General features: G+C 43.1%; 14 protein-coding genes. 12 read left to right on the top strand and 2 right to left on the bottom strand.

The features are described 5' to 3' along the window. Positions 1-304: 304 nt before the first annotated feature. From MKZ12_RS15485 to MKZ12_RS15510, 6 genes are all read left to right on the top strand, one after another. A complete protein-coding gene (locus MKZ12_RS15485) occupies positions 305-2,119 on the top strand; it encodes a family 43 glycosylhydrolase (protein ID WP_339255266.1) in 1,815 nt (604 codons plus the stop codon). A 265-nt stretch (positions 2,120-2,384) separates the two neighbouring features. Continuing rightward, entirely contained in the window at positions 2,385-2,711 is a 327-nt protein-coding gene (locus tag MKZ12_RS15490) for a metalloregulator ArsR/SmtB family transcription factor (protein WP_339255268.1), read from the top strand. 75 nt (positions 2,712-2,786) lie between these two features. Then, positions 2,787-4,082 (top strand): arsenic transporter, encoded by a 1,296-nt coding sequence (locus MKZ12_RS15495; RefSeq protein WP_339255270.1) that lies wholly within the window; start codon positions 2,787-2,789, stop codon positions 4,080-4,082. Positions 4,083-4,107: 25 nt separating this feature from the next. Continuing rightward, on the top strand, positions 4,108-4,527 hold the full coding sequence (arsC, locus tag MKZ12_RS15500) for an arsenate reductase (thioredoxin) (RefSeq protein WP_339255272.1): 420 nt from the start codon (positions 4,108-4,110) through the stop codon (positions 4,525-4,527). Between the two features lie 260 nt (positions 4,528-4,787). Then, the gene (locus MKZ12_RS15505) at positions 4,788-5,606 is read left to right on the top strand and encodes a helix-turn-helix domain-containing protein (RefSeq protein WP_339261434.1); all 819 of its coding nucleotides are present in this window, start codon (positions 4,788-4,790) and stop codon (positions 5,604-5,606) included. A 24-nt stretch (positions 5,607-5,630) separates the two neighbouring features. Continuing rightward, complete coding sequence (locus tag MKZ12_RS15510) at positions 5,631-6,803, top strand: MFS transporter (protein WP_339255274.1); 1,173 nt, start codon at positions 5,631-5,633, stop codon at positions 6,801-6,803. A 202-nt stretch (positions 6,804-7,005) separates the two neighbouring features. Here the strand turns inward: MKZ12_RS15510 and MKZ12_RS15515 are convergent, their stop codons facing one another. Further along, complete coding sequence (locus tag MKZ12_RS15515; protein ID WP_339255276.1) at positions 7,006-7,491, bottom strand: hypothetical protein; 486 nt, start codon at positions 7,489-7,491, stop codon at positions 7,006-7,008. Positions 7,492-7,644: 153 nt separating this feature from the next. Between MKZ12_RS15515 and MKZ12_RS15520 the strand changes: the two genes are divergently transcribed. From MKZ12_RS15520 to MKZ12_RS15540, 5 genes are all read left to right on the top strand, one after another. Further along, the gene (locus MKZ12_RS15520) at positions 7,645-8,229 is read left to right on the top strand and encodes a TetR/AcrR family transcriptional regulator (RefSeq protein WP_339255279.1); all 585 of its coding nucleotides are present in this window, start codon (positions 7,645-7,647) and stop codon (positions 8,227-8,229) included. A gap of 150 nt (positions 8,230-8,379) precedes the next feature. Beyond that, the gene (locus MKZ12_RS15525) at positions 8,380-9,258 is read left to right on the top strand and encodes an NAD(P)-dependent oxidoreductase (protein WP_339261436.1); all 879 of its coding nucleotides are present in this window, start codon (positions 8,380-8,382) and stop codon (positions 9,256-9,258) included. 29 nt (positions 9,259-9,287) lie between these two features. Further along, the gene (locus MKZ12_RS15530; RefSeq protein WP_339255281.1) at positions 9,288-10,340 is read left to right on the top strand and encodes an LLM class flavin-dependent oxidoreductase; all 1,053 of its coding nucleotides are present in this window, start codon (positions 9,288-9,290) and stop codon (positions 10,338-10,340) included. Between the two features lie 62 nt (positions 10,341-10,402). Continuing rightward, positions 10,403-11,356, top strand: a complete 954-nt coding sequence (locus MKZ12_RS15535) for an alpha/beta hydrolase (protein ID WP_339255282.1) — start codon at positions 10,403-10,405, stop codon at positions 11,354-11,356. A 258-nt stretch (positions 11,357-11,614) separates the two neighbouring features. Then, positions 11,615-12,583, top strand: coding sequence for an ROK family protein (locus MKZ12_RS15540; RefSeq protein ID WP_339255284.1), 969 nt, complete (start codon positions 11,615-11,617; stop codon positions 12,581-12,583). A gap of 184 nt (positions 12,584-12,767) precedes the next feature. Here MKZ12_RS15540 and MKZ12_RS15545 read toward each other — a convergent pair whose 3' ends face one another. Beyond that, a complete protein-coding gene (locus tag MKZ12_RS15545; RefSeq protein ID WP_339255286.1) occupies positions 12,768-13,553 on the bottom strand; it encodes an AraC family transcriptional regulator in 786 nt (261 codons plus the stop codon). A gap of 135 nt (positions 13,554-13,688) precedes the next feature. On the opposite strand from MKZ12_RS15545, the gene MKZ12_RS15550 reads away from it, so the two are divergent. After that, positions 13,689-15,110 (top strand): family 43 glycosylhydrolase, encoded by a 1,422-nt coding sequence (locus tag MKZ12_RS15550; RefSeq protein WP_339255289.1) that lies wholly within the window; start codon positions 13,689-13,691, stop codon positions 15,108-15,110. Positions 15,111-15,214: the final 104 nt, after the last annotated feature.

The following is a 15,214-nucleotide window of genomic DNA, read 5'->3' on the forward strand; positions in this document are numbered from 1 at the left end:
TCATATCTCGAAAACAAAAATGAATGCATGAATCTATATTCATTTGTTCATCATTAAAAAGGTTAGCATTCAATTGTAAATGAAAACCAAGAATTTTGTATACCTGAGGTAAAATAAACAAAATAAGGCGATGTATTGGACAATAGGTTTCCAGCGAAAGATTCACATGATCTACAACAGACGAGATTATAAAAATATACTCATTCCACTATTTTTGAAGTATGATACAACATAAGTAGAACGCTTTCATTTTTCAGTTAAAGTAAATCATTTAAACTCAATCTCATTTCAGGAGGCTTTTCCATTGACCACATCATCTTCAAATTATAATGGGTATCTATTTGTACATTTTATTGGCGAACAACCAGATGGAGAGCAGGTTTATTTCTCCTATAGCGAGGATGGTCTTCACTGGAAGGATCTTAATGGCGGATCACCTGTGCTGTTTTCTGACCTTGGAGAAAAAGGAGTACGGGACCCGTTTCTGATTCGTTCAGTCAAGGAAAATAAATTCTATCTGATTGCTACAGATCTGCGCATCGCAAGCGGCAAAGGATGGACTCATGCCGTTAATGCCGGGAGCCGGGACGTAATTATATGGGAATCCAGCAATCTCGTGAATTGGTCATCCCCCTGGAACGTTACATTAGGAGTTGAGGGGGCTGGTTGTGTCTGGGCGCCCGAAGCGGTGTATGATGAAACAACAGATGAGTTTCTCGTATTTTGGGCTTCTGCAACCCAAGAGCCTCAGGAGCAAGAACGAAAGCAAAAAATATACAGCGCTCGCACAAAAGACTTTCGTACGTTCTCCGCATCGGAAAAATACATTGAGCGGGATAATCATATTATTGATACAACGATTCTTCCTTCGGGTGGTTGTTACTATCGATACTCCAAGGATGAAACAACCAAAAACATACGGGTAGAAAAAGGTGACTCTCTCGACAAAGAAGCGTTTGTTCCGCTGCAAGCCCCGATTCTGGAGGCTGTGGCAGGTGTGGAGGGACCTCAGATATTTAAATTCAATGACCGGGAAGAATGGTGCCTGATTGTTGATCGATTTGCTGAAGGCAAGGGTTATCTTCCTCTGCTGACTACAGATCTGGGAAGCGGAGAATTCCGAATCGTTCCTGATGATGATTTTGATATGGGAACGAACCAAAAGCGTCATGGAAGTGTCCTGCCCATCACAACTGAGGAGTGCAGCCGGCTTCTCGCGGCTTACGGGGATGGTCATCAGGTGCTTCCTGGACAATATGCCGATCCAGATGTCGCCAAGTTTGAGGATCGTTACTATATGTATCCGACAACAGATGGCTTCGAGGGGTGGTCGGGAACACAGTTCAAGGTGTTTTCTTCTTCAGACCTGAAGCATTGGCAAGACGAAGGTGTGATCCTTGATCTGGGGACAGAGGATGTCACCTGGGCAACCGGTAATGCCTGGGCACCAGCCATTGCCACCCGCAACGGAAAGTTCTATTTTTATTTCTGTGGCAAAATGCTGAATGGAGAGAGTGCCATCGGCGTTGCTGTAGCGGATACACCGATTGGGCCATTCCTGGCCGAGCCGCAGCCTTTGATCACAATGCAGCAGTTAAGACGTCTGAGTATCACCATGGGGCAAGCTATCGACCCTTCTATCTATACTGAAACGGATGGAAAATCGTATTTGCTATTCGGGAATGGACATGCTGCCATTGTGGAGCTTGGTGACGACATGACAAGTGTCTTAGAGGACACCATGAGCAATCTCTCAGGGCTCCATGATTTTCGTGAGGCGGTAACGGTGTTGAAGCGGGGCGGACTATACCACTTTACGTGGTCCTGTGATGATACGGGCAGTGAGAACTATCATGTGAATTACGGTACGTCAGAGCAATTATACGGTCCAATTACCTATCAATACCCGATTCTGAGCAAAAATGTGGAGAAAGGCATGCTGGGCACAGGTCATCACTGTATATTTAATGAGCCCGAAACTGATCAGTACCGGATAGCCTATCACCGTTTTGTCACGCCACTCTCCAGATTTTCCTCTGGAAAGGGTTATCACCGTGAAATATGTATTGATCTGCTTCTTTTCGGCAAGGACGGATTGATTCAGCCTGTTATACTCTAACATAAGACATTCATTTGAATCGTTATTTCATAATTGATCCAATATAAACGCCTGTCAAAAACTCGCTTTTAGCAGTGTTGACAGGCGTTTTTGACAATCATATCAATAAATCATATTTTGGAGGACATATACAGGAGTTGACAGAGCTCGAACTGAGTTAAGCACCTTATTTTTCATGTCAAAGATCCCATGAATTATGTTGACTTCAAATTTTTAATATTATAATATAAGCATGCACTTATGTTTAACGGAAGGAGAAAGTGACATGGATTCCATTCAAAATGCAGCAGAAAAGATTAAATTGTTGGGCGATAAAACACGTCTTACGATCCTTACACTCCTCAAAGAACGTGAATGGTGTGTGTGTGAATTTGTAGAGATTTTAGACATGTCACAACCTGGAATTAGTCAGCATTTACGCAAGCTGAAGGATCAAGGCTTGGTTAAGGAGAATAAGCGTGGCCAGTGGGTATACTACTCTTTAAATGTAGAGAATACACCTTATATTAAATCTGTCTTGGAACTGATGCCGGACACGGCAACGATTCTTAAGTCTTTGAATAAAGAGAACTTTACATCCGGATGTAATTAATTTTTAATCAATATATAAGTATATTGTTATATACAAATATAAATCAGATGGCGGAACTGAAAGGAGGGAAATATATTGTTTTCTACGCTGCTAGCGTGCATGATCTTTTTAATTACGCTAATCCTTGTCATCTGGCAGCCTAAGAACCTGTCCATTGGTTGGTCTGCTTGCGGCGGAGCAATTCTTGCTTTACTTGTGGGCGTGGTCGATCTTCATGACGTCTGGGATGTAACGCAAATCGTTTGGAATGCTACGCTTGCATTTGTCGCAATCATTCTGATTTCGTTAATTCTGGATCGTATCGGCTTTTTTGAATGGGCTGCCTTACATATGGCCAAAGCCGCTCATGGCAATGGTGTACGAATGTTTGTTTACGTCTCCATCCTGGGAGCAGTGGTTTCTGCTTTCTTTGCCAATGATGGAGGTGCACTGATACTGACACCAATTGTTCTAGCCATGGTACGTGCACTGAATTTTGATGAAAAGAGAGTATTTCCATTTATTATCGCCAGCGGATTTATTGCGGATACGACTTCCTTGCCGCTGGTTGTGAGTAACCTGGTTAACATTGTGTCTGCCGATTTCTTTGGTATTACGTTTATGGAGTATGCAGGAAGAATGTTTGTTCCGAATCTGTTCTCACTGGTGGCGAGTATTGGTGTACTGTATCTCTTTTTCCGCAAGAGTATTCCCAAACGATTTGATGCGAGTGAATTGAAACCTCCGGTAACTGCCATTAAGGATATGAAGATGTTTCGGTTGTCGTGGGTGGTATTAGCGGTTCTTCTCATTGGATACTTTACCAGTGAATTTCTCGGAATCCCCGTATCCTTTGTGGCAGGTATTGTCGCGATATTCTTCCTGATCATGGCTTCCCGGAGTTCTGCTGTACCGACCGCATTGGTTGTCAAAGAAGCACCTTGGGCCATCGTATTTTTCTCCATCGGCATGTATGTCGTGATTTATGGTCTACGTAATGTAGGCTTGACCGATCTGTTGGCCGTAGTCATTCAGGCTGTAGCAGATCAAGGATTGTTTGCTGCAACAATGGGTATGGGCTTTATCGCGGCAATCATTTCATCCCTGATGAACAATATGCCTACCGTGTTGATTGATGCACTTGCCATTGATGCAACGACAGCAACAGGGACTGTTCGAGAGGCGCTTATCTATGCCAATATTATTGGCTCGGACTTAGGTCCCAAGATTACCCCGATTGGTTCACTCGCGACCCTGCTCTGGCTTCATGTACTTAGCACCAAAGGTGTCAAAATATCATGGGGCACTTACTTCAAGACAGGTATCATAATCACCATTCCGACTCTGCTTATTACCCTAGTGGGTCTGTATCTGTGGTTAATCATTTTATAACTTTAAATAACGAGGAGAGATAAACATGAGTAAAAAAACATTGTACTTCCTATGCACAGGTAATTCCTGCCGGAGTCAAATGGCCGAAGGCTGGGCCAAGAAATATTTGAGTGAGGACTGGGACATCTATAGCGCAGGAATAGAGGCCCACGGTCTGAATCCAAAAGCGGTTAAAGCCATGAACGAAGTTGATCTGGATATTTCGACTCAAACCTCGGACATCATTGATTCAGAGTTGTTGAACAACGCTGATTTCGTAGTCACATTGTGTGGGGATGCCGCAGATAAATGTCCAATGACGCCTCCTCATGTGAAGCGGGAACACTGGGGATTTGATGATCCTGCCAAAGCGCAAGGTACAGATGAAGAGAAATGGGCCGTATTCCAAAGGGTCCGTGACCAGATCGGGGAACGTATTAAAACATTTGCGGAAACCGGAAAATAAATACAACCCTGCCTGAGCAGGATAATTGAATGAATACCGAGAGAATGCCACGATAAGTGGCATTTTTTTGTTCAAAAAAAATGAACGTTTCATTCAGAAACGGTTCTTTGACTTCCCCATAAGCCCAACATAGAGTGAAGACAAGGATGATAGTTGATTTAGTTGATTTAACTATAAAAATGAGAAGCATATTCCCCTTGACTTTCCCCTGCACGGGAAACTATATACTCGCATTATATTAATAGATTGGAGATGATATGTTGTTCAAAATCAGTGCATTTTCCAGGCTAAGTAGGGTTTCGTTAAAAACACTGCGTTATTATGACCAGATTGGCATACTTAAACCGAGAAAGGTAGATCACGACACGGGTTACCGTTACTATTCCGCAGATCAGCTTCTGGAGCTCAACCGAATCCTCATTTATAAAGAATTGGGGTTTACGTTGCCACAAATCACACAACTGCTACAGGAACATATTACATTGGAGAATATTCAAGGCATGTTTCAACTGAAAAAAAGCGAAATTCAGCAGATTATCGATACAGAACAAGCTAGACTCGTCCGAATTGAGGAACGCTTGCAGCTTATGGAGGAAGAGGGGCACATCGAAACTGGGCAAGAAATCCGAATCAAAGAGGAAAGTGCTCGACAGTTTCTTTTTCAGACTCGGTACGGGGGGGATGAGGATATTCCAAGTTTATTTCGTCATTTTGATCAGTCATTAACCAAAGAAATACGTCAAATGATCCAGGGGCCACAGGTTGTTTTGTGGAGAGAAATCCTTGGACAAGAGGAAAAGTTCGAATTGGAAATAGGTTATTTCTTAACTTGTGAGCTGCAATTACCTCCATATCCATTTCAACTCCGGACTCTTCCTGCAGAGCCCATGATGGCCACCATAGCTTATCGTTCCAATGCCACCTTTGCCTGCAAAGCCTGTGTTCATTTAGCTACATGGATTGAGAAAAATAACTATCAGATCAAGGAAAACGAAGCGGGTAGGGAACTATATTTACCCTTATCCCAAGAACAAGATGCACAATTCATAGAAATACAGATCCCAATACTAAATAGATAACTGAAGAAGACGGAGTGGAGTAAAGTGAAAAATAAATGGATCATATATATCTTGGCGTTAACTGTTTTTCTGATCGGAACGCTTGAGTACATCATTACAGGAGTCATTGAAATGATCGCCTCAGACTTGAGCGTGTCTACTTCCCAAGTGGGGTTACTGGTGACTGTATTCGCTCTGTCAGCCGCCATTATTGCCCCGATTCTCATTGCAATTACAATAAATATGGATCGCAAGAAGTTACTGTTGTCCACCCTCAGTGTGTTTATTGCCAGTAACGGGCTCATGCTTTTTAACCTTTCTTACGAAACTTTACTATGGGTACGAATAGTTCAAGGGGCTAGCGGAGGCATGGTTACTGTAGTAGCGATGGCCGTATCTACACGAATGGTTGAAAAAGAAAAGCGGGGCAATGCCATCGGCATCATTTTGATGGGGCTAAGCAGTTCGTTAGTGCTCGGTGTCCCAGTGGGTACATTTTTTAGTGAAAGGTTTGGATGGAGAGTTCTATTTGTATTGATTGGATTGTTAAGTGTTCTTCCATTACTTATTATCAACAAAAAGGTTCCGGTAATCAAAGAGGAAGAAAAGATCACCCTCAGAATGCAGCTCTCCATTTTAAGAAATCCACTCATTCTGACTGCCTTGCTTATTACGTTATTGTATATCGGCGGCTATTCAACACTGTTCACGTATATCACGCCGTTCTTGCAAGCTACATCCACACTTACCATGACCGAGATCAGCGGTGTTCTGTTTCTCGCGGGAATTTGCAGCTTTGTCGGATCAAAAGTGGGCGGACAATTGGCAGATGCAAGGGGATCAAAGTTTACAATTGGTCTAGGCCTTCTGTTACAAGGCGTAACTCTTCTTTTGTTTGCTCTAGCTGGAGTTAATCTTATGCTTTTAATCTTGGTTTTAATGATTTTTATGTTAGCCACGTGGAGCATATCTCCGGCCCAGCAACTATATCTGGTTACACTGGCACCTCGTAATCCTGATATTGCCCTTAGCGTAAATACATCGTTTATCCAATTTGGTTTTGCACTGGGATCTGGATTAGGCGGGATTGTGATCAGTCGTACATCAGTCCTGTACTTAAATTGGTTGGGTTTTGGAGCTGTAGGCATTGCTTTACTTCTTGTCATATTACGATTTAAGAACTTGAGAAGCAGGACGGAAACAACAGATCCAGTGTAATTTCAGGATGGTAATTGTTGCTTCTAAAGTACTTGGCTTTATTGAGATGCAATCATCCATTATATGTAAAATAAAAAAGATCTCTTCAGCATTTACTGCATAAGAGATCTTTTGGGTGTATGACAAAGTTATAATGAGAATCATAGCACATCATCATGCCAAAATATAGCGCGAATCCATTAAGAAATTGCTGTAATAGTATTTAGCGTCCACCTGTATTCGAAGCCCAGACAGGATACCAGCCCAAGGCCGGATTTTCATTGTTGTACAGTACCAGATTGCCGTCAGTTTGCATAATGAGCACATTGCCTCTAAGATTAGCAGGCACATTGTCTGCTCCGTACCATGCCTTAGCCCATGCCAGGTTATCCGATGTCCAATAAGGTGTGTTTTGAGGATCGGATATGACCAATTTCCCGCTGAAATAATCAATCTGCAGTTTATGTATTCTTGTGTCTTTTGTTTTGCTGTTCCATATCATTGTACGTGACTTGACATCCCAGATCTGCGCATCACCATAATTGTCAAATTGAAATGAGAACCTGTTATTGTTTGAGACTAACCCTCCACCTGCGACATTATACATAATGTCATAAATCAGCCGATCTCCACTGGCAGCGGAAGTCACAGGAACAAATGGAATCAAAAACATAAACATGGCAAGGCAAGATAATAAGGCTTTTTTCATGGAACATCCTCTTTTCCTCAATATGTTTTAAGTTACCTGTCAAATATAGCATATAAATTTCTTTAATGGATAAATTTTCAATACAGTTTTACAATCTGCAATATTCTTTTCTGGACTGATCAGTTCAGATATGTTATATTTCTGAAACGGGAGGTGTTACTTATCGCCAGAACAAAAGAATTTGACAAAAATCAAGCGTTACACCAAGCGATGCTGTTGTTTTGGAAAAAAGGATACGAGGCGGCCAGCATTCCGGATTTACTGGATGTGATGGGCATTAGTCGATCCAGTCTTTATGATACGTTTTCCGACAAGCAAACCTTGTACAGAGATGCCCTGGAGCATTATAAAAATGGGAGTTCCAATAAGCAAACCATTCTTGAACAAGCATCAAACGTTAGAGATGGAATTCTTCAATTTTTTGAGTATCATATTAATTCTGCATACGATACCAGCCTGCCGGGCGGATGTTTTGTAACGAATACAGCTACAACATTGGATTCACCAGATGAACAGATCAATGTCTTGATCCAGACTAGTTTTTCGGATTTGGAACAAGCTTTTTGTGAGCTTCTGGAGAAGGGGCAACAATCGGGAGAGATAGATAAAACAACCGATATCCAAACATTGTCTTATTTATTGCTGAATTTACATCAAAGTATAAATATCATGGCCAAAACGGGTCAGAATCCGGAACGTGCAAAAGAGATGATTAGCTTTGTGATTGCAGGTATATAATTTTTTTTGGCAATATTGGAATGATTGTTCCGTTATTCAGTTCCTTTTATTTTAAAGATGCCATTTGAAGAGTATACGTAAGACTGTCTTTTTTTTAATCATTCTGGAACATTCATTCCGTTATTGAAAGAATCCATCATGAATAAGGAGATGCAACCAATGAAGGTATCGTTTATTGGACTTGGGAATATGGGACTTCCAATGGCACAAAACCTGTTGAAGGCAGTGCATGAATTAGTCATCTTTAATCGGACCGCCGAAAAAGTTGAACCCTTACTAAAACAAGGAGCACGGTACGCCAAAACACCACTAGGAGCAGCGAAAGAAAGCAATCTTGTAATTACTATGTTATCTGATGATGCTGCTTTGGAGGAGATTGTTGAAGGACCCCATGGCGTACTGAACGGATTATCTGAAGATGGAATTCACGTATCTGCCAGTACGATCAGCGTGGATCTGGCTCGGAAATTATCCGCTTTGCATGCGGAGAGACACCAACATTTTGTGTCTGCCACCGTAATGGGGCGCCCGGATGCCGCTAAAGCAGCTACATTACGTATTATCTTAGCTGGTCCGGAACATGTAAGACAACGAGTACTTCCCATTTTAACAGCACTAAGTCAAGAGGTATTTGAGATTGGGGATCATGGCGAAGAAGGTAACATTGTGAAAATAGGCGTCAACTTTCTAATTGCTTCCATGCTAGAAGCTTTGTCGGAAGCGCAGCTCATGGTTGAAAAGCACGGCATTAAGCCGTCACGATATATGGATGTTGTGAATGCTCTTTTTCAATCTCCGGTATATCAGAACTATGGATCGATCATGACCGAACAGCGCTTTGAACCAGCCGGTTTTAAAATGAAGCTCGGGTTAAAGGATGTTGCATTGGCTATCGAAGCAGCAAAGTCCGTTCAAGCTCCTCTACCTTTAGGCCAGCTTATCCATCAACACCTGACTGAAGGAATTGCTCATGGTTATGGTGAGTTGGATTGGACCGCTTTAATTCGTTGTCTTGAGCATTCCTCTTAAGGAGAGAAAAATATAAGGAGAGATTAATTATGGAAATAGGAGTTACTTCATTCGTAGAAACAAAGCCTGATACTGAGACCGGTGTTGTCATGAGTCACGCTCAGCGATTGCGAGAAGTCGTCGAGGAAATCGTTCTTGCAGATCAGGTAGGGCTTGATGTGTTTGGCATAGGTGAGCATCACCGTGAAGATTATGCAGCTTCTTCACCAGCAATGGTGTTGTCCGCTGCGGCGCCCCTCACAAAACGAATTCGATTGACAAGTGCTGTGACGGTGCTTTCTTCAGCAGATCCTGTCCGTGTGTTTCAGGATTTTGCCACGCTTGACGGTCTCTCCAATGGACGTGCCGAGATTATAGCTGGCCGGGGTTCCTTCATTGAATCCTTTCCGCTATTTGGTTATGACCTGAATGACTACGAGGATTTATTTAATGAAAACATTGAACTGCTTCTTAAATTACGGGAATCCGAGAAAGTAACATGGAGTGGGGGCCATCGACCAGCGATACATAATCTGGGGGTGTACCCGCGCCCTGTTCAGAATTCTTTACCTGTCTGGATCGGAAGCGGAGGCACTCAGGAGTCTGCCATACGTGCTGGAATTCTAGGTCTGCCCCTGGTTCTTGCAATTATCGGTGGTAACCCAACAAAATTTGCACCGCTGGTAGAACTGTATAAAAAGGCGGCAGCTCATGCCGGTCATGATGTATCGCAGCTTCGGGTAGGTTCACATTCTATCGGATTTGTTGCTGAAGATACGGAAAAGGCCGCAGAACTCTTTTTCCCGTCCACTCAGTACGGTATGAATAAACTTGGCAAAGAGCGAGGGTGGGCCTATTATGATCGTTCCAGCTATGATGCTGCCCGTAGCTCTGATGGTGCGTTGTATGTAGGTGATCCGGAGACAGTTGCTCAAAAAATTATTCATCTGCGCAAACATGTAGGAATTACACGTTTCATGATGTATGTCCCTTTAAGCACGATGCCACATGAGTTGGTCATGCGGGCTATTGAATTGCTCGGTACAGAGGTTGCACCGCGAGTACGAGAGGAAATTTCCAAATGGGAAGCTGAAATGAGCTAAGAATGAACTGAATAACGTACACGATCAAATTTATTATCAATATTATATTTGGAGGAATTATCATGAGTATTGAGACACGTATATTACCAGAGTTAAGAGAAGTATATTCACAATTTCCAGGGTTTAAATTGGAGGAAAATTTAGAGTGGAGCAGAAGTTTGGTAGCGGCTACCTCTGTGAAGAGCTCAGAGCATGTTACCACAACCAGTCGGCAAATTCCGAGGGAAGGAGGCGAGATGCTGGTCAAAATATATGAGCCGGCCGAACGAACGAATGATTTACTACCAGCCATGTTATGGATTCACGGGGGCGGATACGTGTTAGGACATCCAGATATGGACGACACATTGTGCGAACGTTTTGTTCAGACAGCAGGATGTATTGTCGTATCAGTCGACTATAGGCTTGCTCCCGAGCATCCTTATCCTGCAGCGATTGAAGATTGTTATGCTGGATTAGTATGGATGACGGTGGAGGCAGCAACGCTTGGCATTGATGTGAATCGGGTTGCCATTGCCGGTGCTAGCGGTGGTGGCGGGCTGACAGCAGCGCTGGCGCTGATGGCGCGTGATAAAGGAGGTCCGTCGATTATCTTTCAAATGCCTTTGTACCCGATGTTAGATAATCGTAACATCACGCCATCCAGTCATGAGATTATAGAAGAGGGTTCAATCTGGAACCGAACGGACAACGTGGCTGCTTGGAATATGTATCTTGGTGAGGGGAACGATGGCAGTGGGAGTTCTTCTTACGCAGTACCTTCGAGAACAGAGAACTTGGCCGGATTGCCGCCAGCCTATACTTGTGTAGGTCAGCTCGATCTATTTCGGGACGAGACGATGGACTATGTGGCACGATTAGCACAAGCAGGTGTGGATGTTGAATTCCAACTCTATCCAGGTTGCTTCCATCTTTTCGAAATTTTTGCTCCGGAAACAGAAGTGAGTCAGCGTGCTGTTAAGGGTTATATGGATGCTATGGCCCGTGCACTTCATCCCAGTATCACCCTTGAATAAGGATTAATGCGACAGAACCTATGCACTTAAAGAAAATTGATAATAGTAAACTTTATCTCCTAAGAAGTCACTAATATAGTGACTTCTTTTTGAATAGAGACGCTTGTTCAATTTCGAGCTCGGAACCTATACTATAGAAAGTTACTCTGACAAGACGATTGAGTTATGGAGCAGGTTAAGCATATACAGAGTTGGATGATCAGTGAATCAAGTAGGTTAAGTTCTTTGATATCAAATTAAATGAGAGCGGAGAGTATTATGCGAGAATACATCATCGGAATTGACTTGGGTGGAACCAATATTAAGTCCTCTGTTTTCACCCTGGAGTTTCAAAAAATTCACGAAAGAAGCGACCCTACAGAGGCGGTCAAAGGACCGTTCCATGTATTAAACCGAATTGTACACATTATCCAAGAAATGCTGTCTTCTGAGGGGATTAAGCCAGCTTCTATTCTGTGCATAGGTATGGGCATTCCTGGATTATTAGATCCGGAGCAGGGACTATCCATATTTTCACCTAATTTTCCAGACTGGGAAAACATTCATGTCGTGAACTATATGAAAAAACATTTTGAATTTCCTGTTTACATCGACAATGATGTTCGGGTAAATCTGTATGGTGAATGGCAGTTTGGCACAGGCACAGACTATAAAAACCTGATATTGATAACGTTAGGCACAGGTCTGGGATCTGGTATTGTCAATGACGGAAAGGTTATTTACGGTACTACATCGAGTGCGGGTGAAATAGGTCATATGAATATGTACCGGGAGGGTCGGCCTTGTCGTTGTGGAAGCTCGGGCTGTCTGGGGAGATACGTGTCTGCGGTAGGAATCGTCAAAACCTTTACAGACAAGCTTGAGGAAGGGCGATCAAGTATGATTCTGGAATGGGTAGGAGAGGATTGGACGACAATGACTGCACATATGATCTCGGAAGCATATGATCTTGGCGATTCACTTGCAATTGAAGTTATGCATGAGACAGGTAAGATTCTCGGATTTGGTCTATCCAATGTAATCAATCTGTTCAATCCTGAAATGATTATTATTGGCGGAGGAATGTCGGCAGCCGGTGATCGATTGCTAAATACAGTGCGCAACACTGTTGAGAAACATGCGCTAAAGCTTTCATCCCATGCATGTAAAATAGTGCAAGCGAAATTAGGCGGGCAAGCAGGGATGATTGGTGCGGCTGCATATGCCAAAAACAAGATGTCATTATAAAGTATCACAATATGATAATAGATCAATTATGCTTGAGAATATGTCATTGCATTATACAGGCTAAAACCTTAACTTAAAATGACAGCAGAGAACGCTAACAAACTCGTTGACGTATACCTTTTGGATGGCTAAAAAGTTAAGTGTAACTGCCCATTGGACAGAGCGAGAGAGTGAGATTTATCTCTCATTCTGTTATGTCAGCCGGGTTCTTTATGTCGTTTATGAATCGCTTGGGTGATACACCCGTCATTTGTTTGAATTGCCTGCAAAAATGCTCGACATTACGATACCCGCACCTGTCGGCGATCTCTGCAACCGTATATTGATGATGTCTGAGGTACTCTTTAGCTAACCGAATTCGGCTATGAATTACATCTTCCATACACGACACCCCAAAGGAGTTCTTATATACAAGCTGTAAGTATCCCGGACTAATATTCATGGTTTTGGCCATGGCAGCAACTGTCCATGGGTGACTCGGATTATTGTGAATCTCTGTTCGAAGCTTCATCAGAGGATAATGCTGCGGGCCAATACTCTCTTGAACGCAAGACTCCAACAGCTTGTTGAACAGCGTTCGTAGTAAATAATCTATCGTTGATTCTCGGTTGTTTTTCTGGAAAGAATGCTCAGCAACAAGTAATTGAAACAGCTTGTGACAAAATTCAGGATCATCTAATGGAAATGGTTCGCCCTTCGGTAGGGAAGTTTCGGTTACATACATCTCATCACTTTCGAAACGAATCCAATCATTCACATATTGCTCCGTACAAGAGCGATAATATATTTTCTGATGAGGTGGATAGAGAACGGCACAATGAGGTGGATAATCTATCAATTTCCCGTCCACCCAGAACTGTGCAGGAGTCTGCGTAACAACTAACAGCCAGCAATCATGTCCTTCTGGAATATCAAACACAAACGGATGGTTATGGGCAGCATCATATTCGACGTAAAAAATCGTATTCATTGTTCTTCACCTTTACCATGCAGGTTATGGAATAAATAGAGACACTTATGGAACATTGTAGTTGTTCTCTATTATACGAAAGTAATCGTAAGTGTAATAGATGGTCTATCAAGTTATATAAGGAGTGTGCATTGAATGAATAAACAAGGTTTGAATCCATACCTTCCATCCTGGGAATATGTCCCCGACGGCGAGCCTTATGTATTCAATGAACGAGTGTATGTGTATGGTTCACATGACCGTTTTAACGGACATGCCTTCTGTCTGAACGATTATGTATGCTGGTCTGCACCCGTGAATGACCTTGGGGATTGGCGAAATGAAGGGGTAATCTACCAAAAAACTGATGACCCCCTTAATCCAAATGGTCATATGTGCCTGTATGCGCCAGATGTTACGCGGGGTCCCGATGGACGGTATTATCTGTATTATGTGTTGGACAAGGTACCCGTTGTTTCGGTGGCTGTATGTGCTACACCTGCTGGCAAATATGAATTTTATGGGTATGTACAATATGCTGACGGCACTCGTCTCGGCGAAAGAGATGGGGATGAGCCGCAGTTCGATCCCGGCGTGATGACTGAAGGACCGCATACCTATCTGTATACCGGTTTTTGTGCACCTGGAGACCCATCAAGACATGGCGCGATGGCCACGATGTTAGGTTCAGATATGCTGACGATTGTGGAAGAACCCGTATTCGTAGCACCGAGCGAACCTTACAGTAAGGGCAGCGGTTATGAGGGCCATGAATTTTTCGAAGCGCCTTCCATCCGCAAGAGAGGGGATACCTACTACCTCGTATATTCCTCTATCGTTATGCATGAATTATGTTATGCCACCAGCCTGTTTCCAAATAGAGGATTTACATATCAGGGCGTCATCGTAAGCAACTGTGATCTCCATATCGAATCCTACAAACCTGCTGACAAACCCATGTATTATGGAGGCAATAACCATGGCAGCATTGTAGAGATCAACGGAGACTGGTATGTTTTCTATCACCGTCATACCAATGGTGACGCATTCAACCGCCAGGGCTGTATTGAGAAGATATCATTTGAAGAGGACGGCAGCATTCCTCAGGTGGAAATGACCTCCTGCGGCTCAAACGGTAGACCGTTGGAGGGAAGAGGCGAGTACCCTGCGTATCTTGCATGCAATCTTTTTACCCAAGAGGATCAAAGGTATACTGGGGGTTTCGGGGCAGGAGCCTGGCTGGACAGCCGATTTCCGAAGATCACCCAGGATGGAAGAGATGGTGATGAAGAGATCGGTTATATTGCCAACATGGTTGAATCCGCAACGGCAGGGTTTAAGTATTTTGATTGCAAAGGGATTCGCCAAATCTCGATCAAGGTGCGTGGATATTGTAACGGGGTATTCGAGGTCAAAACAGCATGGGACGGTCCTGCACTGGGTACAATACCGGTACATTTCACTAATCATTGGAAACCCTATACAGCCGAGATTAATATTCCGGATGGTATACAGGCGTTGTATCTTACATATCGGGGTTCGGGAAGTGCGAGCCTCGCTGCATTTATTTTAGCGTGAAAGTTACAACAGAATATCAAATACCTGAGAAAGATAGAGCAGCTTCTGGACATCCAGCAGCTGCTTTTTGTATTGGTTAGCTTCCTGCGGCTCAGAGATTGCTG

Origin of the sequence: Paenibacillus sp. FSL R5-0713, from assembly GCF_037973325.1 — a bacterium.
GTDB lineage: Bacteria > Bacillota > Bacilli > Paenibacillales > Paenibacillaceae > Paenibacillus.

Excerpts from the sequence above, each read along its gene's own strand:
- arsC (WP_339255272.1), top strand. The coding sequence starts at position 4,108 with ATGAGTAAAAAAACATTGTACTTCCTATGCACAGGTAATTCCTGCCGG.
- MKZ12_RS15515 (WP_339255276.1), bottom strand. The coding sequence starts at position 7,491 with ATGAAAAAAGCCTTATTATCTTGCCTTGCCATGTTTATGTTTTTGATT.
- MKZ12_RS15535 (WP_339255282.1), top strand. The coding sequence starts at position 10,403 with ATGAGTATTGAGACACGTATATTACCAGAGTTAAGAGAAGTATATTCA.
- MKZ12_RS15550 (WP_339255289.1), top strand. The coding sequence starts at position 13,689 with ATGAATAAACAAGGTTTGAATCCATACCTTCCATCCTGGGAATATGTC.
- MKZ12_RS15530 (WP_339255281.1), top strand. The coding sequence starts at position 9,288 with ATGGAAATAGGAGTTACTTCATTCGTAGAAACAAAGCCTGATACTGAG.
- MKZ12_RS15490 (WP_339255268.1), top strand. The coding sequence starts at position 2,385 with ATGGATTCCATTCAAAATGCAGCAGAAAAGATTAAATTGTTGGGCGAT.
- MKZ12_RS15540 (WP_339255284.1), top strand. The coding sequence starts at position 11,615 with ATGCGAGAATACATCATCGGAATTGACTTGGGTGGAACCAATATTAAG.
- MKZ12_RS15545 (WP_339255286.1), bottom strand. The coding sequence starts at position 13,553 with ATGAATACGATTTTTTACGTCGAATATGATGCTGCCCATAACCATCCG.
- MKZ12_RS15525 (WP_339261436.1), top strand. The coding sequence starts at position 8,380 with ATGCAACCAATGAAGGTATCGTTTATTGGACTTGGGAATATGGGACTT.